Here is a 24,425-nt window from a genome sequence, read left to right as displayed (position 1 = left end):
CGGTGCTTCGCGAAACGCTACCGCACCGCCAACGCCTTGATTTGGTCGAGCGACGGCCACAGCGATTCGTTTGCGAACCGCGCCGCCAGAAAATCGACGAATGAGCGCACCTTGGCCGATAGATGCCGTCGGCTCGTGTAGACGACGTGGATCGGCAGCTCCCGCGGCGGCACCTGGTCGACGAGCAGCGGCACGAGCCGCCCTTCGGCGAGATCGCTGCCGATCACCTCGGTGCCCAGCATCGCGATGCCCGCGCCATGCAGCACGACCACGCGCTGCGCCTCGAGCTGATTGACGATCAGGTTGCCCGACAGGCGCACACGCGAGCCCGCGTCGCCGGTCGCGACTTCGAGCGCCGATACGCCCGCGTACTGCAGATAGTTGTGGCGCGCGAGATCGGCGACGCTCTTCGGCGTGCCATGCTTGCGCAGATAGGCGGGCGATGCGCACAGCACCAGATGCGCGGTCGCGATCTGCCGCGCGATCAGCGACGACGACTTGAGCCCGCCCGGCGACGCGCGGATCGCGACGTCGAAGCCCTCGTCGATCAGTTCGACGACGCGGTCGGACAGTGTCATATCGACGGTGACCTGCGGATACTGCGCGGCGTAGTCCGCGACCGCGGCCATCACGTGATTCAGGCCGAACGCCGACAGCGACGACACCCGCAGCCGCCCGTGCGGCACGACGCTTGCCGCGCCGACCGCCTGGCCGGCTTCGTCGAGCTCGGTGAGCGCCTGACTCAGCCGCTCGTAGTACTCGCGGCCTGCCTCGGTCGGCGCGACGCGACGCGTGGTGCGGTTCAGGAGCCGCGCGCCGAGCTGCTGCTCCAGATGCATCACATGCTTGCTCGCCATCGCCGCCGACATCTCCATCTTCTCCGCCGCGCCGACGAAACTGCCGGCTTCGACCACGTGGCGAAACACTTTCATGCTGACGAGGGTGTCCATCTCAGTCGCTCGCTTCAGGAATCAATCGACGTCATTTTGCCGGGTTTATCAAAAGAACGGCAGCAAACGCTCGTATCCGGCGGCGCCCGAAATCGACAAAGCCCGCGTTCCGGGCGGAACGCGGGCTTTGCGGTGACACCGTGGGCCGAGCTCAGAACTTCGCGCGCAACCCCGCGCCATATGTATTGCCGCTCGACTGACCGGTGATGTGGTCATACAGGTACGCGGCATAGACATCGGTGCGCTTGGACAGCGGATAGTCGTAGCCGACCGCCGCCGTCTGGCGCGTCTGGTTCGAACCGCCGCCGTTACGCGAATACGCATACGAAGCCATCACCGAGCCAGGCCCGAACGGCACCGTGACGCCGCCCTGGCCCGTGTTGACGTGCCAGCTCGTGACCTGCTGGTCGTTGTACGTGTACATGTACTGGCCGTACAGCTTGACGAACTTCAGGTCGTACGACACGCCCGCCTGCGCGACGCTCTGGCTGCGCAGACCCGGCACGCCCGACGTTTCGAAGCTGCCGAGGTCGCCCGGCACGTTGTTGAAGTTCACGTACTGGTACACCGCGGTCGCCGCGAACGGCCCGTGGAAGTACAGCACCTGGCCGCTCCACTTCTTCGCGCCGTTCTGGGTCGTGTTGCCGAGCGCGTACATCGCGGTCGCCGAAAGGCCGTTGAAGTTCGGCGACGTATACGACACCGCATTGTTCCAGCCCGAGTCGCCGGTCACGCCCTGGTCGGTCGTGTAGGTCGGGAAGGTGCCGAGGCCGAGGTACACGTGATAGACCATCGGCGAGAACCAGTACGAATCGACGAACGGGTTGAACAGGATCGTCGACACGAACAGCGGCGTCGTCAGGCGGCCGGCGGTCACCGTGCCGTACGGCGATTCGATGCCGACGTACGCGTTGCGCGAAAACGTCGTGTCGCCGGTGAAGCGACCGTACTCGCCGGTTTGCGCGCGGAAGAAGCCTTCGATAGTGAAGATCGCCTTGTAGCCGTTGCCCAGATCCTCGGTCCCCTTGAAGCCCCAGTACGACGTCGACATGCCGCCGCCCGACACGACCACCGCGGTCTTGCCGCCCGGAAACTTCTGCGAGCCGACCCATTCGTCGACCTGGCCGTAGAGCTGCACGCTCGATTGCGCGAACGCCGACGACGCGCTCGCCAGCGCGACGACGCATGCGGTGGCCTTGAGAGTAGTCTTCAGCGCGCTGCTGAGGCTTGTGTTCATGGGTTCTCCAATCTTTGTCAAAAGGGTGTGGCTGTGCGAAAGGGGGCGCTCGCGCGAAACGTCGTTGTTATCCGTTCGATCGTCGAGTCAATCTGGGCGGGTCCCATCTTTGCGGACCATTTTTATAAACAAAAATATCGCTGCTTATTGCGGGTATATCGGTCTGATTAGTTTGGTCGGTTATCGGCTTGATATGACGCTTCAGAGCGGACTGGCGCCGCCCCTTGGACGCAATGCGGCATGCGGCGAACGGCGCGCCACAGCGTGCTTGAACGCCTTAAATGACGGGCCGATGGCGCGACGCGGCAGAATGCCAAGATTTGACGCTGACCGGCAATTCGATGCCGGGTGTTTTCAAAAAAGTGTGGCGTCGAAACGTCAGATTCGGGGCTACGGCGCAGAGGAAGGCGCGCGAAGCCGCACGAGGGATCGCGGGAAGGATCTGGAAGACGGGTTTCGGGACTGCGGTTGGGGCGGTGCGGTGGTTTGCGAAATCGCGCTCAGCTAATTCCGGTACGGTGAACCGCCCGGCTGACGCGGATCGTCGGCTGGGCGTTGCATCGGGCGCGCTGCGCCCCGCTCTTCGTTGTAGCGGGCGACGTCGGCGCGGATCGAGCCGTTGCGCATCGGCATGTTGGACGGGGGATGCGGCACCGGACGCGACTCCGCGCTGACCGGCGTGATCGCGCCCGCATAACCGGACGGATCGCCGACACGGCGCATGCCGGACTCGTAGCTGCCGAAGCCATAACCGAAATTGGCGTCGGCGATATTCGGGTTGCCGCGCTGCGCGCGTGCGTCACGAGAAGCCATCGCATTGCGCGAGCCGCGCGGAGCAGGTGCGCCGCGCGCACCGGCATAACGGCCGTCGCCACGCATCTCCATGCGCGGCGCGCGCCCGGCAGTGTCGCGCGAATAAGCGCCGCCCGCGGCGGCACCGCCGCCATGCGGCCCACCCGGCTCCTTCGCATAGGCGAACGAGCACAGCACGGCGATGACCGCGCCCCACGCCCAGTGCCTCGTTCTCGACAACCCGTCCACCTGTGACTCTCACGCCCGAAGACTTGCCTGAAATCCACCGTTCGAGCTGCGATGGACCTGTTGCGGGAGGAGAAAAGCGCCGCGTTCCTGTCGCGGCGCAGGGCATCCCTGCGGCCTTTGAACGAGTAATTTATGGTCGGGGGCAGAGGGTGTCGAGCCAAAAAGTGTTAGGTCTCGTCGGTGGATGTAACACGCTGTTACTGCGGCGTTTTTTCGCGCCGGAGCCCTCGTGCGGACGCGCCTCGCGGCTTGCTGGCCGGCGTTTTCGCCTGGCCCGCGCGGGTGCCGTTTGTTGCAAATAAACGCCGCTTGCAACGTCAATGGTTAAACGGTTTGTCGCGAGAAAGCACCTCGCCAATACTGAGACCTGGCACGTCGCACGAATGGGCTCGGCCTGATTGGGGAGTCAATGCGCAAACTTCATTAATCGATTCGGCAAATGAATTTGCGTTTTCAATCGGCTTTCGACAACAATAGCCGCTTTCCATTGGCATGGACCACGCCTGACAGACCCGTCCCATGCTTACACCGCGTCATTGAATCGAGATTGCGACATGGCCCGCCCGAAATTCCTGCCCGATAACTTCACCCTGTGCCTCGTCGGCACCGTGATCCTCGCCAGCTTCCTGCCCGTTCATGGGCAGGCCGCCGTGGGGTTCAACTGGGTGACGAACATCGCGGTCGGCCTGCTGTTCTTCCTGCACGGCGCCAAGCTGTCACGCGAGGCGATCATTGCGGGCGCGACGCACTGGCGCCTTCACCTCGTGGTGCTGCTGAGCACGTTCGCGCTGTTTCCGCTGCTCGGCCTCGCGCTTAAACCGGTCCTTTCGCCGCTGGTCACGCCGTCGCTCTACGCCGGCGTCCTCTTCCTCTGCACGCTGCCGTCGACGGTCCAGTCGTCGATCGCGTTCACGTCCATTGCCAAGGGCAACGTGCCGGCCGCGGTATGCAGCGCGTCCGCCTCGAGCCTGCTCGGCATCTTCGTCACTCCAGCACTCGTCAGCGTCATCGTGACGAATCAGGCCGCGAGCGGCGGTGCGTCGCCGTGGCATACGATCGGCAACATCGTGCTGCAACTGCTCGTGCCGTTCGTTGCCGGCCAACTGCTGCGCCCGCTGATCGGCAAGTGGATCGAGAAGAATCGCGGCGTGCTGAAGTTCGTCGACCAGGGCTCGATCCTGCTCGTCGTCTACGGCGCGTTCAGCGAGGCCGTCACCGAAGGCCTGTGGCACACGATTCCGCTGTCGGCGCTCGGCGGCCTCGTCGTGGTGAGCGCCGTGCTGCTCGCGCTCGCGCTGGCCGTGACGATCTTCGCGAGCAAGCGGCTCGGCTTCAGCCGCGCGGACCAGATCACCATCATCTTCTGCGGCTCGAAGAAGAGCCTCGCCGCCGGCGTGCCGATGGCCAAGGTGATCTTCGCGTCGCATGCGGTCGGCGCCGTGGTGCTGCCGCTGATGCTGTTCCACCAGATCCAGCTGATGGTCTGCGCCGCGCTCGCGCAACGCTGGGGCGCCCGCGACCTCAGCGGCGAGAGCAATGCCGCGGCGCGGCGACCCGCCGCCGCCGTCGCGCGCCGTTGAAAACACACGCAATGCAAACAGGACATTCATAAGCGCCCTCCCTGAGCGTCGTTTTGATCGTGTGAAGCAAGCCGCCTTCGGGCGGCTTTTCTTTTGGCTCTTCACTGGCCTTTGTCGTTATTTCACGCGCAAACGCTCTCGCTGTCGCCTCGGCCGGATGGCATAGGACGATTCTCGGACCGTCTCGAAAACAGCGGCCCGCCTACTGTTTAGTCTGTTTTACTAAACATCTTAATTTCCAACAAGTCCATAAAATACGGGTATTTACTGGTGTCATGCTGGCGTTTTGCGGGCGGCTTTAGCTGCGTTTTACTATACAATCGCCCGACCTGAACCCGTGCTGCCTCGCCTCGCGCGGCGGCTTCATTCGATGGCTACAACCATCCGCGACGTCGCCCGCGCGGCCAGCGTTTCGATCGGCACCGTGTCGCGCGCGCTCAAGAATCAGCCGGGCCTTTCCGAGGCCACGCGCGAACGCGTCGTCGAAGCGGCGCGCCAGCTCGGCTACGACTCGGCGCAGCTGCGTCCGCGCATCCGCCGGCTAACTTTCCTGCTGCATCGTCAGCACAACAACTTCGCCGCGAGCCCGTTCTTCTCGCACGTGCTGCACGGTGTCGAAGACGCGTGCCGCGAGCGCGGCATCGTGCCGTCGGTGCTGACTGCCGGGCCGACCGAGGACGTGATTCACCAGATGCGCCTGCACGCGCCCGACGCCGTCGCGATCGCCGGCTTCGTCGAGCCCGAAACGCTCGCCACGCTGGTCGCGATGCAACGCCCGCTGGTGCTGATCGATCTATGGTCGCCGGGCTTGCGCTCGGTCAATCTCGACAACGCCGGCGGCGCCACGCTCGCAATGCGCCATCTGTTCGCGCAGCAGCGCAAGCGCGTCGCGTTCATCGGCGGCTCGCTCGCGCACTTCAGCATCGCCGAGCGCGCGCTCGGCTACCGGCGCGCATTCTTCGAAGCGGGGCTGCTGTTCGATCCGTCGCTCGAAGTGAACATTGACGCCGGGCTCGATCCCGACACCGGCGCCGCGCGCGCGATGCAGCGCCTGCTCGACGCGCCGGGCCCGCGCCCCGACGCCGTATTCGCGTTCAACGACGCCGCCGCGCTTGCCGCGCTGCGCGTGTGTCTCGCGCGCGGCTTCAGCGTGCCCGACGACATCGCGATCATCGGTTTCGACGACATCCCCGCCGCCGCCCACGCTACCCCGCCGCTATCGACGATCGCGGTCGACAAGGAAGCGCTCGGCCGACGCGGCGTCGAACTGCTGCTCGAAGACTCGCCCGCCGAACTCGAAGTCCGCTTGCCCGTTCAACTCGTTGCCCGTGCCAGTACTTTGGTGAAAACGCCATGACGCTAACCGATCCGCTTCAACTTTCCAGCGACGCCGCGAAGGCGCCGCCGTTCGCCAGCTTCCGCAAGCGCGAGTTTCTGATCGCGCACATCGAGGACACGCTGCGCTTCTACGCGCCGAACGTGCTCGACCCGAGCGGCGGCTTCTACCACTTCTTGCGCGACGACGGTTCGATCTACAACCGCACCACGCGCCACCTGGTCAGCAGTTGCCGCTACGTGTTCAACTACGCGATGGCGTACCGGCAGTTCGGCGACCCGAAGCACCTCGAATACACGCGCCACGGCCTGCGCTTTCTGCGCGACGCGCACTGGGACTCGCAGCACGAGGGCTACGACTGGGAAATCGAATGGCGCGACGGCAAACAGCGCACCCTCGACGCGACGCGCCACTGCTACGGCCTCGCGTTCGTGCTGCTCGCGTACTCGCACGCGGCGATGGCCGGCATCGAGGAAGCGAAGCCGATGATCGGCGCGACCTTCGAGCTGATGGAGCACCGCTTCTGGGACGCCGCCGCCGGCCTCTATGCCGACGACGCGTCGGCCGACTGGCATGTCAGCACGTATCGCGGGCAGAACGCGAACATGCATACCACCGAGGCGCTGCTCGCCGCGCACGAAGCGACCGGTCATCTGGTGTATCTCGATCGCGCGGAGCGCGTGGCGTCGAATATCACGCTGCGCCAGGCGAAGCTGTCGCAAGGACTCGTGTGGGAGCACTTTCACGCGGACTGGTCGGTCGACTGGCATTACAACGAGGAAGACAGCTCGAACATCTTCCGTCCGTGGGGCTTTCAGCCCGGTCATCAGACCGAATGGGCGAAGCTGCTGCTGATTCTCGAACGCTTCCGTCCGCTGCCGTGGCTGCTGCCGCGCGCGATCGAACTGTTCGACGCCGCGATGACGCACGCGTGGGACGAAGACCACGGCGGCCTCTATTACGGCTTCGGCCCCGACGGCACCGTGTGCGATCACGACAAGTACTTCTGGGTGCAGGCCGAAACGTTCGCGACCGCCGCGCTGCTCGGCAAGCGCACCGGCAACGAGCGCTTCTGGGACTGGTACGACGAGATCTGGCGCTATAGCTGGACGCACTTCGTGGACCACAAGTACGGCGCCTGGTATCGCATCCTCACCTGCGACAACCGCAAGTACAGCGACGAAAAGAGCCCGGCCGGCAAGACCGACTATCACACGATGGGCGCGTGCTACGAAGTGCTCGCCCATGCGCTCGGCGAAAACGCTGCGGCTGAATCAGCCGCTCCCGCCGCAGCGGCTTCCGCGGAGAAAGCACAATGAGCGCGACGACCAACCTCCCCGTTTTCGTATCCGCCGGCGACATCCTGACCGATCTCGTGCGCACCGGCGCATCGCACTGGCTGTCGCGTCCGGGCGGCGCGGGCTGGAACGCCGCGCGCTGCGTCGCGCGGCTCGGCCTGCCGACCGCGTGCGCGGGCTCGCTCGGCGTCGATAACTTTTCCGACGAGCTGTGGGACGCGAGCGTCGCGGCCGGCCTCGACATGCGCTTCCTGCAGCGCGTCGAGCGTCCGCCGCTGCTCGCGATCGTGCATCAGACGCATCCGCCCGCGTACTTCTTCATGGGCGAGAACGGCGCCGACCTCGCGTTCGAGCCGGCGAAGCTGCCCGCCGGTTGGATGAACGCGGTGAAGTGGGCGCACTTCGGCTGCATCAGCCTCGTGCGTCAGCCGCTCGGCGACACACTGGCGCAACTCGCCGCCCAGTTGCGTTCGCACGGCGTGAAGATCAGCTTCGATCCGAACTATCGCAACCTGATGGAGCACGGCTACGAGCCGACGCTGCGCAAGATGGCGGCGCTCGCGGATCTGATCAAGGTATCGGACGAAGACCTGCGCATGATCTTCAAGACCAGCGACGAAGCCGCCGCGCTCGCGCAATTGCGCGCGATGAATCCCGCCGCCACCGTGCTCGTCACGCGCGGCCCCGAAGCGGCGATGCTGCTCGACGGCGCCGCGGTGATCGAGGCGAAGCCGCCGCGCGTCGAAGTGGTCGATACGGTCGGCGCGGGCGATGCGTCGATCGGCGGTCTGCTGTTCAGCCTGATGAGCGCGCCGCAACGCGGGTGGCCCGAGCATCTCGCATTCGCGCTCGCGGCCGGCGCGGCGGCTTGCGGGCACGCCGGCGCGCACGCGCCGACGCTCGACGAGGTGGTCGCGCTGCTATAAAACGCGACGCTGTAATTCTGCTGCCCTGGGGCGCGCGTAGCGTAACGGAAGTCGAGCACGTCGCGCGGCGCGAAGCTGCCCCGGGCGGGAACCGATCCCGCCACGCCGTGCTAGGATGAAAACATCGAAACCTTTGCGAAAAGGAGCGAGGCCATGGAGGACGTCACCTACACCAAAGGGCTCTACACGGCCACCGCGTCGATAAGAGAAGTCGCACATGACGCCTGGCAAGGTGTCGTCACCCTCGCGCGCGACGAAGGCGAACCCAGCGCCGATCAGGAAACCACGCTCTACGAAGTCGACTCGACGTCGTCGACGCCGGGAGAAGCGCTCGAAGAAGCCAAAGCGCTCGCACATCGTATCCTCGGGGAAATCGAACTGTAGGCCGAACCAGGGGGCAGCGCGTCGCGCGTCCTCGCGCATCGGCGCGCCGCTGCCGGATCGGCCGGCTGGAGGCGATCATGGCTGAACAGCTGTTCCAATACGGCGTGTATTCGATTCACGTTCGTCCGCTCGAACTCAGTGGCGCGCGCTGGGACGCGGAATACGAAATCCGTCATCGCGAGAAGGCCGTCAAGGCGTGGACCACGGTCGGCGGCGACGCCGGTTATGCCGAGCAGGCCGAAGCGGTGGAAAGTGCGCATCGGCAGGCCGTCGACGATATCGAGCATGGCGCGGGAATTCCGAAGCCGCACGTGTTTCCGTGACGGCGAGTGGGTGGGTGTGGCGCGCGGCTGCGCCCGACCCGCACGCCGCGCGCGATGCGACCTGACCCAGCCTGAATTCCGGGACGCGCCCGGAAGCATTTCAACGACGGCATCGCGCAACCTCGCACCCTGGCGATACATCGCGCCGCGCCGCCTTCGCACCGCGCGGAAACTCGCGCAGCGCGCCATGCTACGCTGTCCACGTCTTCATTCCCACGAGCGCGTGATGGCAAGCGAACCGTCAGACCGTTTTTCCACGCTCGGCGACACCGACGCGAGGCGCCGCGCGCGCGGCAGTCGCGAAATGCGTCTCGACGATCGCGTGGTGATCGCGCACGGCATGCCGACGCCGCTGTGGCAAGACCTGTATCACCGCGCGCTCGGCGTGCGCTGGCCGGGGTTCTTCGTGTCGCTCGCGCTGCTGTTCCTGCTGCTCAACATCGTGTTCGCCATGCTCTACATGCTCGGCGACGCTCCGATCGCGAATCAGTTTCCGAAGGGCTTCGCCGGCGCGTTCTTCTTTAGCGTCGAAACCCTCGCGACGGTCGGCTACGGCGACATGCATCCGCAAACCGTCTACGCGCACTGGATCGCTACGCTCGAAATCTTCATCGGCATGTCGAGCATCGCGTTGGCGACCGGACTGATCTTCGCGCGCTTTTCGCGGCCGCACGCGAAGATCATGTTCGCGCGCTACGCGGTGATCCGGCCGATCGACGGCCGCATGACGTTGATGGTGCGCTCGGCCAACGCGCGTCAGAACGTGATCGCCGAGGCACGCGCGCGGCTGCGCATCATGCGTCTGGAGACCTCGATCGAAGGCTTTACGCTGCGCAAGCTCTACGACCTCGCGCTGGTGCGCGACCAGCACCCGGTCTTCAAGCTCGGCTGGACGCTGATGCACATCATCGACGAAGCGAGCCCGCTGTTCGGCGAAAACGCCGAATCGTTGAAAGGCCGCGACGTTTCGCTGCTGCTCACGCTCGAAGGCATCGACGAATCGACGTCGCAAACCATGCAAGCGCGCCACATGTGGACCTGCGACCAGATCGTCTGGCAGCACCGGTTCGTCGACATCATGAGTGAGCGCGACGGCGTGAGCCACATCGACTACGCGCACTTCGACGAAATCGTGCCGCTCGATGCGGCACCGCTCCAACCGGACATCGCGGCGAACACGGCGCAATAGCAATAGCCATCGTCCCATTCGCCGCCTCACGACACCCCAGGGCATACCCGAAGCGCGCCGCCGCGTGGCAAATCCGGCTCAAAAGCGGGCCGAAACGCGCGACTCGTCGCGCCCATTCGCGCACGCCCGATTAAAGAAGAAATAATTCACTCTCGCGAGCGCTAAAAAATAGAGTCTCTTTCGCTGCGCGGCATCCGTGACCCCACCGCCCGCGCGCGAAGCCAGAACATTGGAGACTCCCCCATGACCGCTCGCCTGCCCATCGACGGCACGCCCGCACTCGCCGACTACAAGCTTTCCGACAATCTCACCGCGACGCGCGGCCGGATCTTTCTGACCGGCACGCAGGCGCTCGTGCGCCTCGCGCTGATGCAGCGCGCGCTCGACAAGACCCGCAACCTGAACACGGCCGGTTTCATCAGCGGCTATCGCGGCTCGCCGCTCGGCATGGTCGATCAGCAGTTGTGGAAGGCAAAAAAACTGCTCGCCGCCAGCGACATCCGCTTTCTGCCCGCGATCAACGAAGAACTCGGCGGCACCGCCGTGCTCGGCACGCAGCGCGTCGAAGCCGATCCCGAGCGCACCGTCGATGGCGTATTCGCGATGTGGTACGGCAAAGGCCCGGGCGTCGACCGCGCGGGCGATGCCTTGAAGCACGGCAACGCGTACGGCTCGTCGCCGCACGGCGGCGTGCTGGTGGTCGCGGGCGACGATCACGGCTGCGTGTCGTCGTCGATGCCGCATCAGAGCGACTTCGCGTTGATCGGCTGGCACATGCCGGTCGTGAATCCGTCGAACATCGCGGACATGCTCGAATTCGGCCTGTATGGCTGGGCATTGTCGCGCTTCTCCGGTGCGTGGGTCGGCTACAAGGCCATTTCGGAGACCGTCGAATCGGGCTCGACCGTCGATCTCGACGCGCTGCAAACCGAATGGACACCGCCACCGGAATTCGAAGCACCAGCCGGCGGTCTGCACAACCGCTGGCCCGATCTGCCGAGCCTGACGATCGAAGCGCGTCTGCACGCGAAGCTCGACGCGGTGCGCCAGTTTGCGCGCATGAACAGCATCGACAAATGGATCGCGCCGAGCCCGCACGCCAATGTCGGCATCGTCACCTGTGGCAAGGCGCATCTCGATCTGATGGAAGCGCTGCGCCGGCTCGATCTGACGGTCGCCGATCTCGACACGGCCGGCGTGCGCATCTACAAGGTCGGGCTGTCGTTTCCGCTGGAGATGACGCGCATCGACGCGTTCGTGTCGGGTCTGTCCGAAGTGCTCGTGATCGAAGAGAAAGGCCCGGTCATCGAGCAACAGATCAAGGACTATCTGTACAACCGCACACAAGGCACACGGCCGGTCGTGGTCGGCAAGCACGCCGAAGATGGCACGTTGCTGCTGTCGTCGCTCGGCGAATTGCGGCCGTCGCGCATTCTCCCGGTGTTCGCGAACTGGCTCGCGAAGCACAAGCCGGCGCTCGATCGCCGTGAACGCGTCGTCGATCTGGTCGCGCCGCAGATCCTGTCGAACGCGGCGGACAGCGTGAAGCGCACGCCGTACTTCTGTTCCGGCTGCCCGCACAACACGTCGACGAAAGTGCCGGACGGCTCGATCGCGCAGGCGGGCATCGGCTGTCATTTCATGGCGTCGTGGATGGAGCGCGACACGACCGGGCTGATTCAGATGGGCGGCGAAGGCGTCGACTGGGCCGCGCATTCGATGTTCACGAAAACCCGCCACGTATTCCAGAATCTCGGCGACGGCACCTACTTTCACTCCGGCATTCTCGCGATCCGCCAGGCGGTCGCCGCGAACGCGACGATCACCTACAAGATCCTCTATAACGACGCGGTCGCGATGACGGGCGGCCAGCCGGTCGACGGCAGCATCTCGGTGCCGCAGATCGCGCGGCAGGTCGAAGCCGAGGGCGTGTCGCGCTTCGTCGTGGTCAGCGACGAGCCGGAGAAATACGACGGCCATCACGGCCAGTTTCCGCAGGGCACGACGTTTCACCATCGCAGCGAGATGGACGCGGTGCAGCGCCAGTTGCGCGACACCGACGGCGTGACCGTGCTGATCTACGACCAGACCTGTGCGGCCGAAAAACGCCGGCGCCGCAAGAAGGGCGAATTCCCCGACCCGAACAAACGGCTCTTCATCAACGAGGAAGTCTGCGAAGGCTGCGGCGATTGCGGCGTGCAGTCGAACTGTTTGTCGGTGGAACCGGTGGAAACCGCGCTCGGTCGCAAGCGCCGCATCGATCAGTCGTCGTGCAACAAGGACTACTCGTGCGTGAACGGCTTTTGCCCGAGCTTCGTCACCATCGAAGGCGGTACGCTGAAAAAAGCCGCGGGCGACGCGTTCGATCCGCAGGCGCTCGCCACGCACGTCGACGCGTTGCCGATTCCCGCGACGCAACTCGATGCCGCGCCGTACGACATCCTCATCACGGGTGTCGGCGGTACCGGCGTCGTGACGGTCGGCGCCTTGATCAGCATGGCCGCGCACCTCGAAGGCAAGAGCGCGTCGGTGCTCGATTTCATGGGCTTCGCGCAGAAGGGCGGCGCGGTGCTGTCGTTCGTGCGCTTTGCCGCCCGCGACGAATGGCTGAACCAGGTCCGCATCGACACGCAGCAGGCCGACGTGCTGCTCGCCTGTGACATGGTGGTCGGCGCGAGTGCCGATGCACTGCAGACGGTGCGACATGGCCGCACGCGCATCGTCGTCAACACGCATGCGATTCCGAACGCGAGCTTCGTGCAGAACCCGGATGCGACGCTGCATGCCGACGCGCTGATCGACAAGATGCGTCACGCGGCCGGGGAAGAGCGTATGTCGACGTGCGACGCGCAAGCACTCGCAACGCGTTTTCTCGGCGATACGATCGGCGCGAACATTCTGATGCTCGGTTTCGCGTGGCAGCTCGGTCTCGTGCCGGTGTCGTTCGCCGCGATGATGCGCGCGATCGAACTGAACAACGTCGCCGTGCAGATGAACCAGCTCGCGTTCTCGATCGGGCGCATGGCCGCGGCTGATCCCGCCGCGCTCGAATCGCTGTGGCAGTCGCGTCATGCACCGAAGCCGAGCGTGCAGGTCGATACGCTCGACGAGCTGATCGCCCATCGCGAAGCACGGCTGCTCGCGTATGGCGGCGCGGCTTATGTGAAGCGCTATCGCGCGCTCGTCGGTGCGGCACGGCGCGCGGAGACCACCGTCGACGCGACGAGCGAGCGCGTGACGCGCGCGGTCGCGACGACGTTCTATCGCCTGCTCGCGGTGAAGGACGAGTACGAAGTCGCGCGCCTGCATACGGATGCCGCGTTCCGCGAAGCGCTCGAAGCGCAGTTCGAGGGCGTCGCCGGCAAGGACTTCACGATCCGCTTCAACCTCGCGCCGCCGACGCTCACGCGCGCGCAGCCCGGCGCCGTGCCAACGAAGAAAACCTATGGTCAGTGGATGTGGCCCGTGCTCGGCCTGCTCGCGAAATGGCGCGGTCTGCGTGGCTCTGCGCTCGATCCGTTCGGCCGCACGCTCGAGCGCAAGATGGAGCGCGAGCTCGCGAGCGATTACGAAGCCACGCTGCACCGTGCGCTAGCGAAACTCGACGCGGGCCATCTCGACGACGTCGCGAAACTCGCTGAACTGCACGCGCGCGTGCGCGGGTATGGGCACGTGAAGCTGGCGAATCTGGCGGGGGTCAAGCGTGGTGAGCGTGACCTCGCCGCGCGCCTCGGCATCGATGCGGCGACGGGTGTCGCGGTCAAGAAGTCGCTCGAGGAGATGAAGGGCGCCGGACAGTTGCGCGGCATTCCGGTGGTGGTCGCGAAGTAAGTGGTTCGTTGCGCTGCTCACCGTTGCATTGCGTCGAGCAGCGCCCTCACCTGCATCACCTTCGCCGGATCGACTGGCGCGAGTCCGTTGCCGTTCACGCGCACGCCGGAGCCGAAATGCACGGCCTCGACGTGCGTTTTGCTCACGAACTCCGCGACCGCATCGACCGTCAAGCCGGCACCGGCGAGCACCGTGCAATGCGAGCCGGCAGCCTGCCGCAGCAGTTCGCCGATCGTCGCTTGCGCCCGCAGCACCGACGGCTGTCCGCCCGACGTCAGCACATTCGTCACCGCCTCGAAACCGAGCAATACGTCGAGCGCTTCGCGCAGATCGCGCGCCTCGTCGAACGCGCGATGGAACGTGATCGCGAGTCCATCGGCAGCTTCGCACGCGCGCGCGAGACCTTCGCGGTCGATCGCCCGCTCCGCATCGAGCATGCCGATCACGATGCCGTTCGCGCCGGCCGCCTTGACGGCCCGGATGTCGCGCAGCATCACCGCGTAGTCGTCGGCGTCGTAGACGAACGCGCGGCTATGCGGCCGCACGATCACGTTCACGGGTACGCCGGCTGCCCGGACGCCGAGCGCTGAAACCACCGCCTCGATCAACCCCACACTCGGCGTCAATCCGCCCTCGCCCATCGCGGTCACGAGTTCGAGACGGTCGGCACCGGCCTGCGCGGCAGCGCGCGCATCGGCGACGGTCGTGGCAATCACTTCGAGCAGCACGGACATGAGCGCAACCTGGTGTCGTTGAAAACGACATCATGTCAGATGCGCGCGTCGCGTTCGTCTTCGACCCAGTCGATATCGCCGCACAGCACGCAAGTCTCGCTGCCGACGCGCGTCGCCACCGACAGCGTCACGCACGGCAACGCCTCGTTGATCGACAGATACGGCCGCGTCACGTGCACCCGCTCCGGCGCATTGATCGCGACGCTGAAGTACGGCCGACGCAGCCAGTTCGCGCCCTGCGCGTCGGCGAGCGGCAGAAAGCGCGTTTCGTGCGCTGCGCGATCGGCGCGCAGCACGACGTTGCGGCCGGCCTGGCGCCCCTTCGCGTCGAGCAGAAAACAGCGCGCCACGTGATCGAGCGCGAGGAAATTCCAGCACACCTCGTCGAGCGGCTCACCGGCGGCGAGACGCTCCGCGGCGCGCTCGAACGCGCGCAGATACGGCGCGAGCCGACTCGCGCTGCGCCGCTCGCGTGCCTCGGCCTGCTCACGATAACGCTCGGTGACTTCGCCGATGCAAACCGCCGCGTGGATCGGATCGGCAACACCCGGATTCGGCCGGCCAAAGAAAAAGCCCTGCACGAAGTCGGCATTGCAGGCGAGCGCCATCTGCGCTTCGTGCTCGGTTTCGATGCCCTCGATCAGCACGAGCTTGCCCGCTTCATGCAGCATCGCCACGAGCCCCGGCAGGATCGTCGCCATGTCGGCGCGATGCGCGGCATGCGACAGCATGACGCGGTCGAGCTTCACGATGTCGGGATTCAGTTGCCAGATCCGCTCGATGTTCGAATGGCCGGCGCCGAAATCATCGAGCGCGATCAGGAAGCCGCGCTCGCGAAACTCGCGCACCGCGTCGGCAAGTCGATCGAGATCTTCGGCGCTCTGCTCGAGCACTTCGAGCACGACGCGCCGTGGCGACAGATCGAGCCGCCGCAGATTGGCGAGCAAAGCGGCCGCGAGATACGGGTCGGTCAGCACGCCCGGGTGCACGTTCAGAAACAACCATTCGCGCTCGGCGCCGAGCACCTTGAAGTTCTCCAGATGCAGCGTCTGCGCCAGCCGGTCGATCTGCAGCGCGTCGCCGAGGCGCGCGGCCTCGCCGAACACATCGAGCGGCGACACCGCGCGATCGAGCGCGTCGTGCGCGCGCAGCAAGCCCTCATAGCCGACCGCGCGCAGGTGCGACAGACTGAAAATCGGCTGGAACACGCTGGTAAGCGTCAGTTCGCCGTGCTGCACCGAATAGCGTTGAAGGCCCGAGCTCACCTCGACCTCGAAGCCGTGCGGCACGCTCGCCGCCCTGTCCTGTTGCGCAATCGTCATGCAATCCTCTCACGCGAGAGCCGGCCGGTCCGAACGCGACCGGCAACGAACTCTCAAAATGTGCGTCATCGTTACCGGTTAAGCAAGGTCCATGCGCACGCTGGCGCACACTGCGCTATAACTCGCTCGAAAGATTGCACCGGCGACAGCGCCCGTGCGCCGCCCGTGGGCGTCGCGCGCACCGTTGCGGTGCACGGATTCGCAGGCCGCGTCGCGGCGAAGCTCGCGGCAACCGCGCGCGCCGCCGGGCTACACTCGACCCTGCGCATCGCGCCCCCTCCCGGGACACCCCTCATCCCCGAAACACACGATGGAAATTGTCTTTACCGTCCTGATCCTGCTACTCGCCGTCGCCGCGTCCGGCATGCTGACCCGCGCGCTGCCGTTCAAGCTGCCGCTGCCGCTCGTGCAGATCGCGATCGGCGCGATGCTCGCGTGGCCGCGCCTCGAATTGCACGTCGCGTTCGATCCGGAAATCTTCATGCTGCTGTTCATTCCGCCGCTGCTGTTCGCGGACGGCTGGCGCATCCCGAAGCGCGAGTTCTTCATGGCGCGCCGCGCGATCCTGATGCTCGCGCTAGGCCTCGTGTTCATGACGGTGCTGGTGGTCGGTCACTTCGTGCACGCGCTGGTGCCGCAGATCTCGCTGCCGGTCGCATTCGCGCTCGCCGCCGTGTTGTCGCCGACCGACGCGGTCGCGCTGTCCGGCATCGCCGGCAAGGGCAAGATTCCGGTGCAACTGATGCATATCCTCGAAGGCGAGGCGCTGATGAACGACGCGTCAGGCCTCGTCGCGCTGAAGTTCGCGATCGCCGCCGCGCTGACCGGCGCGTTCTCGCTGCGTGAAGCGTCGGTGAGCTTCGTGATCATCGCGGTGGGCGGCCTCGCGGTCGGCGCGGCGGTGAGCGCGGTGTTCAGCTTCGTGTCCGCGCGCTTCCTGAATCTCACCGAAGAAGGCGATCCCGCGCCGGGCGTCGTGATGACGCTGCTGATCCCGTTCGCCGCCTATCTGACCGCCGAGCGCTTCGAGCTGTCGGGCGTTCTCGCCGCGGTCTCCGCCGGCATGATGATGAACTACGCGAGTATCACGGAAAAATGGCAGGTCGCCTCGCGCGTGCGGGCCTCGAGCACGTGGACGATGATCGAGTTCGTGTTCAACGGCATGGTGTTCATCATGCTCGGCCTGCAGTTTCCGCACATCCTCGGCCGCGCGCTGCTCGACGCGCACGAAACCAACGACGCGCAGGTCGCGCTGCTGATCGGCTATATCGTTGCGGTGGCGCTCGCGCTGTACGCGATGCGCTTCGCGTGGGTGTGGCTGCTGCGCTGGTTCGCGAGCCGCGGCGCGACGAAGCACGGCGTCGCGAACGCAGTGCCCGGGTTGCGCATGGTGTCGGTGACGACGGTGGCCGGCGTGCGCGGCGCGGTGACGCTCGCGGGCGTGCTGTCGCTGCCGGAGGTGCTGCCGAACGGCACGCCGCTGCCGGGACGCGATCTCGCGATCTTCATCGCGTCGGGGGTGATCCTGGTGTCGCTGCTGGTGGCGGTGGTCGCGTTGCCGCTGCTGCTGCGCGGCTGGCGGCGCGGCAAGGACCCGCATGCCGCAGAGGAAGCACTCGCGCGTACGCTCGCCGCGCAGTCGGCGATTCGCGCGGTCGATCATCTGCACGACACGGAATGCGCGGACCTCGAGGAATCGGCTCAGGCGTATGCGACCGATGTAACCGCACGGGTGATGGACCTGTACCGCCGCCGCCTCGCGACGCTCGACGACGAACAGGCGCCACGCGAACTCGCGCGCCGTGCCGATGCGCTCGAATTCCGCATGAAGCTCGCGGCGATGCGCGCCGAGCGCAAGACGCTGCTCGACCTGCGCGACACCCAGCGCATCAACGACGAGACGCTGTACAAGCTGATGCGCGAGGTGGATCTGTCGGAGACGGCGCTGACCGCGCGCAAAAGGTAGGAGTTGGCTGCCGCATTGGCATCGGCACCGGCGCTTGACATGCCAGTGCCGATAAAAGACGCTCAGGCCACCGGCCCTTGCGTCGGCTTTCTTCTCAGCAGCGCGTACAGGATGATCGCGCCGAACGTCGCGGTGCCGATGCCGCCGAGCCCGAAGCTGCCGAGCTTCAGCGAGAAGTCGCCGGCGCCGAGCACGAGCGTGACGGCCGCGACGATCAGATTGCGGTTGTCGGAGAAGTCGACCTTGTTGACGACCCAGATGCGCGCGCCCGTCACCGCGATCAGCCCGAATACGACGATCGACACACCGCCCAGCACCGGTCCCGGAATCGTCTGGATCACCGCGCCGAACTTCGGCGAAAAGCCGAGCACGAGGGCGATCAACGCGGCGATCACGAACACCAGCGTCGAATAGATCTTCGTGACCGCCATCACGCCGATGTTCTCCGCGTACGTGGTCACGCCGGTACCGCCCGCGAAGCCGGACACGACCGTCGCGAGCGCATCGCCGAGAAACGCGCGGCCGATATAGCGGTCGAGATTCTGGCCCGTCATCGCGCTGACGGCCTTGATGTGGCCGAGGTTTTCGGCGACGAGGATCACCGCGATCGGCGCGAGCAGCGTCATCGCGTGCGGGTCGAACACCGGCGACATGAAGTGCGGCATGCCGAACCACGCGGCGTTCGCGACGATCGAGAAATCGATCGGCTTGCCCATGCCGAGGCCGTTCGTGACGATCGCATAAATGACGTAGGCGAGCAGCAGGCCGACCAGGATCAGCAGACGCTGGAGCATGCCGCGCGTGAACACCGCGACTGCGCCGACGCACAGCACCGTGACGAGCGCCATCCACGACTCGAAATTGCTGCCGCTCACGCCATGCACGGCGATCGGCGCGAGGTTCAGACCGATCACGCAGACGATCGCGCCGGTCACGACCGGCGGCATCAGTGTTTCGATCCAGCCCGTGCCGACCGCCGCCACGATCAGGCCTATCACCCCGTACGCGACGCCGCACGCGATGATGCCGCCCAACGCGACCGCAATATTCGGGTTCGCGCCGTGTCCGCCGTAGCCGGTCACCGCGATCACGAGGCCGATGAACGCAAAGCTCGAACCGAGATAGCTCGGCACGCGCCCGCCGACGAGCACGAAGAACAGCAGCGTGCCGATCCCCGACATGAAGATGGCCAGGTTCGGATCGAAGCCCATCAGCAGCGGCGCAAGCACGGTCGAGCCGAACATCGCGACGACGTGCTGGACGCCCATCGCGAACATCTGCGGCCACCCGAGCCGTTCGTCGATACCGACGATGCCGCCTTCGGCGCCGGCAGGCTGGCGGCGCCAGCGGGGGAAATAGGATGCGGCCATCGCGGGGATTCTCCTCAGGGTCGGCGTGGTGTGTGCCGATCACGCGCTGCGGCGTGGGTCCGGCAAAAGTTACGCGCGAGTTTACGGAGAGCAATAAGGGCTGGCAAGCGGGCCGACGAGTGGCTCGGGAAACGAGCCCTGGAAACGCGTCAATTCGCGCGGCGCGGGTCGGGGTCCGGCGTCACCGCGGCGCCGTCCCGCGAGGAGTGGTCCGTCGGCGCGCCGTACAGCATCACCCGGTTGCGGCCGGCATCCTTCGCGCGATACAGCGCTTCGTCGGCGGCGTCGACGAGCGCGCGGCTCGTCGCGAGCGCCGCGCCCTGCGCGATCGCAGCGCCTGCGCTCACCGTCAGCACGTGATGCGTGCTGGCCACATGGCGGCATTGCAGCGCCTGCACCGCCGCGCGGATCTGCTCGGCGATCCGCTGCGCGCCCGTCGCGTCGGTGTCCGGCAGCAGCACCGCGAACTCCTCGCCGCCGAAGCGCGCGGCCGTATCGCCCGGACGTCGCACGTTCTGCGCGATACAGCGCGCGACGCCGATCAGCGCTTCGTCGCCGGCCGAATGGCCGTACAGGTCGTTGAAGCCCTTGAAGTTGTCGACATCGATCAGTAGCAGCGACAGCGGCCGGCCGGTGCGCTGCGCGCGTCGCCATTCGTCGTTCACGTGCTCCTCGAAGGCGCGGCGGTTGTTCAGGCCGGTCAGCCCGTCCGTGCGCGCCAGTTCGCGCAACTCTTCCTCGGCCGCGCGGCGCAGACGCAACTGGCGTGAGAACAGGATCGCGAGCGCGATGATCGTCACGTCGAGCGCGCCGATCAGCGTGCCGATGATCCATGCGCGCCGCCGCCACTCGACGTAGATGTCGCGCGTCGAGAGCGCGACGTCGAGGATCAGCGGAAAGCCGTCGATATGGCGGAACGCATACCAGCGCTCGACGCGATCGATCGCCGCCGTGCCGAAGAAGTCGCCGCTCGGCCGCTTGATGAAGCGCGAGAAGTTGGCCGTGCCGGTCAGGTTGATGCCGATCGTTTTCGAATCGTAAGGACGGCGCATCAACATCGTGCCGTCGCTGAGCATCAATGCCATCGAGCCGCTCGGCCCGAGCTTCATGCCGTCGAACAGCCGATGGAAATACGTGAGGCGCAGCGTGCCGACCACCACGCCGCCGAAGCTGCCGTCCGGCCTCGAGATGCGCCGGCTCAGCGCGATGCGCAGGTCGTCGTCGGTGCCGCTCGGGCTGAACGGATGGCTGATGTACAGGCCGACGTCGGGTGAAGCGCGCTGCGTCTTGAAGTAGTCGCGGTCCGCATGGTTACTTGCGCGCGGCGGCCACGCGCGCGAATCGAAGCGCACGTTGCCGTTCTCGTCGAGCACGAATACCGAGCCCATGTCCTTTGCGCTGATCGAGCCGTCGAACAGCACCATCTGGCGGATCTCCGGCGGCAGATCGAGCACGCCCGGCTGCTTCAGTCCGTCGATCACCGCGCGCAGCGACAGGTCGTAGATCTCGAGATTGCGCGAAACATCGCGCTGGACCAGCAGGGATATGTTGGCGATGGAGTCCTGCGCGCGCCGCAACGCATCGTCGCGCATCTGTGCGAGCAGCGACACGGCGATCGCGAGGATCGCGCCAGCCAGTAAGACACTGATCGCAATCACGTTGTTCGGTCGGCGCGTCACCATGCGTTTTTGGTTCTGACATGCGCTGAACGTCGCGCGTGAGGAAGCGGCCGCGTCTCGGCAATCACCGTCAAAAACGCGACCTACGAAAACGTGAGCGTAGCAGACATGGCGCGCAGGCAAACGTTTGCGTAGCCGGGTGTTTGCCCGCATGCACCGGAACGGCACGCCAGAAGTCCCGTCCGGCGGGGGTTGCGCCCGATCGCCAGATTATCCAGGCGCCGTCCAATTATTCGGATAGCAAATGCGAATTGGCTGGATAGTTGGCCTCGCCACTTGGGTATTCAATCGAGCCTGTCACGTTCAAACGATTGGACACAAGGAGAGAGACACATCATGAGCGAGAAGCGCAGCGCCTCGGAATGGCGCGAATTCGTCAGCGGCTGTCTGGACTTCCGCCCCGCGGAAGGCGTGTACCGGATTGCCCGCGAAATTTTCACGGAGCCCGAGCTGTTCTCGCTCGAGATGGAGCACATCTTCGAGAAGGCCTGGATCTATGCGTGCCACGAAAGCGAGATCCCCAACAAGAACGATTTCCTGACGATGCGCGCGGGCCGCCAGCCGCTGATCATCTCGCGCGACGGCGCCGGCAACCTGAACGCGATGATCAACGCGTGCCAGCACCGCGGTGCGACGCTCACGCGTATGACCAAGGGCAACCAGTCGACCTTCACGTGCCCGTTCCATGCATGGTGCTACAAGAACGACGGCCGGCTCGTGAAGGTGAAGGCGCCGGGCGAATACCGCGACGACTTCGACAAGTCGGTGCGCGGCCTGAAGAAAGCGCGCATCGCGAGCTACAAGGGCTTCGTGTTCGTGAGCCTCGACGTCGACGGCATCGACACGCTCGAAGACTATCTCGGCGACGCGCGCATCTTCTTCGACATGATGGTCGCGCAGTCGCCGACCGGCGAGCTCGAAGTGCTGCCCGGCAAGTCGACCTACACGTTCGACGGCAACTGGAAGCTGCAGAACGAGAACGGTCTCGACGGCTATCACGTGAGCACCGTGCACTACAACTACGTGGCGACCGTGCAGCACCGCATCGAGGCGAATGCGAAGAAAGGGGATAACCCCGGCGGCACGCTCGACTACAGCAAGCTCGGCGCCGGCGACAGCGAAACCGACGACGGCTGGTTCGCGTTCAGGAATGGCCACAGCGTGCTGTTCAGCGACATGCCGAATCCGCAAGTGCGTCCCGGCTACGAGAGCGTGATGCCGCGGCTCGTCGAAGCCTATGGCGAGGACAAGGCCGAATGGATGATGCACCGGCTGCGCAATCTGAATGTTTACCCGAGCCTGTTCTTCATGGACCAGATCAGCTCGCAACTGCGCATCGTGCGGCCGCTCGCGTGGAACAAGACCGAGGTCATCAGCCAGTGCATCGGCGTGAAGGGCGAATCGGCGAAGGATCGCGAGAACCGCATCCGTCAGTTCGAAGACTTCTTCAACGTGTCCGGCATGGGCACGCCCGACGATCTCGTCGAGTTCCGCGAGCAGCAGCGCGGCTTCCAGGCGCGCCTCGAACGCTGGAGCGACATCTCGCGCGGGCATCACAAGTGGGCCAGCGGCGCGACCGCGAACACCACGCTGCTCGGCATCGAGCCGAATCTGACCGGCACCGAGCTGACCCACGAAGGGATTTACGTGAACCAGCACGGCACCTGGCGCGACACGATCCTCAAGGGTCTCGACAAACCCATCGAATCGCAGGGAGAGCAGGCATGAGCCAACTCCAACACTCCGTCGAGCAGTTTCTGTATCTGAAGGCCGATCTGTGCGACAAGCAGCAATGGGACGAATATGTCGACCTGTTCGATCCGCAGAGCGTGTTCCATGTGCCGCAGTGGGATTCCGAGCACGTGTACACGACCGATCCGAAACAGGGCATGTCGCTGATTTACTACTCGGATCGCGCCGGTCTCGAAGACCGCGTGTTCCGGCTGCGCACCGGCAAGTCGGCCGCGTCGACGCCGCTGCCGCGCACGATGCATCAGATCAGCAACGTGCGTCTGAGCGAGCGCGAAGATTCGAGCGTCGAAGCGAACGTGAACTGGTCGACGCTGTACACGCGTCACGGCTCGACCGACTACTTCTACGGCCGCGCGGTGTACGACCTGCAAGCGTCGGGCGATAGCTGGAAGATCAAGCGCAAGCACGTGCTGCTGCTGAACGACCACATCAACGCGGTGCTGGATTTCTACCATCTGTAAGCCGGGAGCACGACGATGAAACATAAGGTCGCGTTGAGCTTCGCCGATGGCAAAACCGCGTTCTTCGATGTGAGCCCGAACGAGCTGCTGCTCGACGCGGCGCTGAAGAACGGCGTGAACATTCCGCTCGACTGCCGCGAAGGCGTGTGCGGCACCTGCCAGGGGCGCTGCGAATCGGGCGACTACACGCTCGATTACGTCGACGAGGAAACGCTCAGCGAAGAAGACCTCGCGCAGCGCAAGATCCTCTCGTGCCAGACGCGCGTGAAGTCGGATGCGTCGTTCTATTTCGACTTCGACTCGACGCTGTGCGAAGGCGCCGGCACGAGCACCGTGTCCGCGAGCGTGGTCGGCGTCGAGCTGGTGTCGGCGACGACCGCGATTCTGCGTGTCGATGCGAGCGCGCTTGAGCGTCAGCTCGATTTTCTGCCGGGCCAGTATGCGCGCGTGAAGGTGCCCGGCACCGAAGAATGGCGTTCGTACTCGTTCGCGAATCATCCGAACGCGCGCAACGAGTTGCAATTCCTGATCCGTCTGCTGCCCGACGGCATGATGAGCAACTATCTGCGCGAACGTTGCAAGGCCGGTGATACGGTCGAGTTCGAGGCGCCGCTCGGCGCGTTCTATCTGCGCCAGGTCGAGCGTCCGCTCGTGATGGTGGCGGGCGGCACGGGACTCTCTGCCTTCCTCGGCATGCTCGACGACATCTCGGCGAAACGCAATGTCGCGCATCCGGTGCATCTGTACTACGGCGTCACGAATGCAGCCGATCTGTGCGAGACCGGGCGCATCAACGGCTACAAGGCGAGCATCGAAGGATTCGCGGTCGAGACCGTCGTGATGAATCCGGCGCCGGAATGGTCGGGCAAGACCGGGCTGATTCCCGAGCATTTCGACCACTCGTTTCTCGAATCGAATGGCTTCGACATGTACGTGTGCGGACCGCCGCCGATGGTCGAAGCGATCAAGACCTGGCTCACCGAACAGGGTATTCAGGATTACCGGCTGTTTTACGAGAAGTTCGGCGAAAGCAACGCGCGATAGGA

General features: G+C 65.4%; 19 protein-coding genes. 12 read left to right on the top strand and 7 right to left on the bottom strand.

Translation table 11 applies throughout. The features are described from left to right. Positions 1-17: 17 nt before the first annotated feature. The 3 genes from OKW37_RS05355 to OKW37_RS05345 all read right to left on the bottom strand — a co-directional run bounded on the left by OKW37_RS05355 (position 18) and on the right by OKW37_RS05345 (position 3,228). Entirely contained in the window at positions 18-950 is a 933-nt protein-coding gene (locus OKW37_RS05355; protein WP_184051262.1) for a LysR family transcriptional regulator, read from the bottom strand. Positions 951-1,101: 151 nt separating this feature from the next. Further along, the gene (locus OKW37_RS05350; RefSeq protein WP_184062688.1) at positions 1,102-2,187 is read right to left on the bottom strand and encodes a porin; all 1,086 of its coding nucleotides are present in this window, start codon (positions 2,185-2,187) and stop codon (positions 1,102-1,104) included. A 504-nt stretch (positions 2,188-2,691) separates the two neighbouring features. After that, on the bottom strand, positions 2,692-3,228 hold the full coding sequence (locus OKW37_RS05345) for a hypothetical protein (protein ID WP_316251988.1): 537 nt from the start codon (positions 3,226-3,228) through the stop codon (positions 2,692-2,694). Between the two features lie 554 nt (positions 3,229-3,782). On the opposite strand from OKW37_RS05345, the gene OKW37_RS05340 reads away from it, so the two are divergent. The 8 genes from OKW37_RS05340 to OKW37_RS05305 all read left to right on the top strand — a co-directional run bounded on the left by OKW37_RS05340 (position 3,783) and on the right by OKW37_RS05305 (position 14,095). Then, positions 3,783-4,808, top strand: a complete 1,026-nt coding sequence (locus OKW37_RS05340) for a bile acid:sodium symporter family protein (RefSeq protein WP_187618016.1) — start codon at positions 3,783-3,785, stop codon at positions 4,806-4,808. 370 nt (positions 4,809-5,178) lie between these two features. Then, entirely contained in the window at positions 5,179-6,165 is a 987-nt protein-coding gene (locus OKW37_RS05335; protein WP_090805561.1) for a LacI family DNA-binding transcriptional regulator, read from the top strand. Further along, positions 6,162-7,463 (top strand): AGE family epimerase/isomerase, encoded by a 1,302-nt coding sequence (locus OKW37_RS05330; protein ID WP_429407678.1) that lies wholly within the window; start codon positions 6,162-6,164, stop codon positions 7,461-7,463. Before OKW37_RS05335 ends, OKW37_RS05330 begins: the two co-directional genes overlap by 4 nt. Continuing rightward, complete coding sequence (locus OKW37_RS05325) at positions 7,460-8,368, top strand: carbohydrate kinase family protein (RefSeq protein ID WP_429407680.1); 909 nt, start codon at positions 7,460-7,462, stop codon at positions 8,366-8,368. Before OKW37_RS05330 ends, OKW37_RS05325 begins: the two co-directional genes overlap by 4 nt. Before the next feature lie 153 nt (positions 8,369-8,521). Further along, positions 8,522-8,752, top strand: a complete 231-nt coding sequence (locus OKW37_RS05320) for a hypothetical protein (RefSeq protein ID WP_018419210.1) — start codon at positions 8,522-8,524, stop codon at positions 8,750-8,752. A gap of 77 nt (positions 8,753-8,829) precedes the next feature. Then, entirely contained in the window at positions 8,830-9,075 is a 246-nt protein-coding gene (locus OKW37_RS05315; protein ID WP_184051250.1) for a hypothetical protein, read from the top strand. A gap of 226 nt (positions 9,076-9,301) precedes the next feature. After that, positions 9,302-10,264, top strand: a complete 963-nt coding sequence (locus OKW37_RS05310; protein WP_090802736.1) for an ion channel — start codon at positions 9,302-9,304, stop codon at positions 10,262-10,264. Between the two features lie 243 nt (positions 10,265-10,507). Then, positions 10,508-14,095 carry an indolepyruvate ferredoxin oxidoreductase family protein gene (locus OKW37_RS05305; protein WP_429407682.1) on the top strand — a complete coding sequence of 1,196 codons (3,588 nt, stop codon included), beginning with the start codon at positions 10,508-10,510 and terminating at the stop codon, positions 14,093-14,095. Positions 14,096-14,112: 17 nt separating this feature from the next. Here OKW37_RS05305 and OKW37_RS05300 read toward each other — a convergent pair whose 3' ends face one another. Together OKW37_RS05300 and OKW37_RS05295 are read right to left on the bottom strand one after the other, a co-directional pair. Further along, on the bottom strand, positions 14,113-14,829 hold the full coding sequence (locus tag OKW37_RS05300; protein WP_429362519.1) for a copper homeostasis protein CutC: 717 nt from the start codon (positions 14,827-14,829) through the stop codon (positions 14,113-14,115). A 35-nt stretch (positions 14,830-14,864) separates the two neighbouring features. Further along, entirely contained in the window at positions 14,865-16,151 is a 1,287-nt protein-coding gene (locus OKW37_RS05295; RefSeq protein WP_090802732.1) for an EAL domain-containing protein, read from the bottom strand. 310 nt (positions 16,152-16,461) lie between these two features. Here OKW37_RS05295 and OKW37_RS05290 point away from each other — a divergent pair, with 310 nt between their 5' ends. Further along, positions 16,462-18,117, top strand: coding sequence for a Na+/H+ antiporter (locus OKW37_RS05290; protein ID WP_184062702.1), 1,656 nt, complete (start codon positions 16,462-16,464; stop codon positions 18,115-18,117). 62 nt (positions 18,118-18,179) lie between these two features. On the opposite strand, the gene OKW37_RS05285 is transcribed toward OKW37_RS05290, so the two are convergent. Both OKW37_RS05285 and OKW37_RS05280 read right to left on the bottom strand, forming a co-directional pair. Then, positions 18,180-19,487 (bottom strand): solute carrier family 23 protein, encoded by a 1,308-nt coding sequence (locus OKW37_RS05285; RefSeq protein WP_090802728.1) that lies wholly within the window; start codon positions 19,485-19,487, stop codon positions 18,180-18,182. Between the two features lie 149 nt (positions 19,488-19,636). After that, positions 19,637-21,169 (bottom strand): sensor domain-containing diguanylate cyclase, encoded by a 1,533-nt coding sequence (locus OKW37_RS05280; RefSeq protein ID WP_429407685.1) that lies wholly within the window; start codon positions 21,167-21,169, stop codon positions 19,637-19,639. A gap of 333 nt (positions 21,170-21,502) precedes the next feature. Between OKW37_RS05280 and antA the strand changes: the two genes are divergently transcribed. Genes antA through antC form a run of 3 tightly spaced genes read left to right on the top strand, consistent with a single transcriptional unit; the run spans position 21,503 to position 24,423 of the window. After that, the gene (gene antA, locus OKW37_RS05275) at positions 21,503-22,894 is read left to right on the top strand and encodes an anthranilate 1,2-dioxygenase large subunit (RefSeq protein ID WP_429407687.1); all 1,392 of its coding nucleotides are present in this window, start codon (positions 21,503-21,505) and stop codon (positions 22,892-22,894) included. Then, a complete protein-coding gene (gene antB, locus OKW37_RS05270) occupies positions 22,891-23,379 on the top strand; it encodes an anthranilate 1,2-dioxygenase small subunit (RefSeq protein ID WP_090802720.1) in 489 nt (162 codons plus the stop codon). Before antA ends, antB begins: the two co-directional genes overlap by 4 nt. 15 nt (positions 23,380-23,394) lie before the next feature. Then, a complete protein-coding gene (gene antC, locus OKW37_RS05265; RefSeq protein WP_429407689.1) occupies positions 23,395-24,423 on the top strand; it encodes an anthranilate 1,2-dioxygenase electron transfer component AntC in 1,029 nt (342 codons plus the stop codon). Positions 24,424-24,425: the final 2 nt, after the last annotated feature.

The sequence above is a fragment of the Paraburkholderia sp. MM5482-R2 genome, from assembly GCF_050436125.1.
Taxonomy (GTDB): Bacteria; Pseudomonadota; Gammaproteobacteria; order Burkholderiales; family Burkholderiaceae; genus Paraburkholderia; species Paraburkholderia tuberum.
Note: the sequence above shows the minus strand (reverse complement) of the source record. Positions and strands in the feature narration are given on the sequence as shown.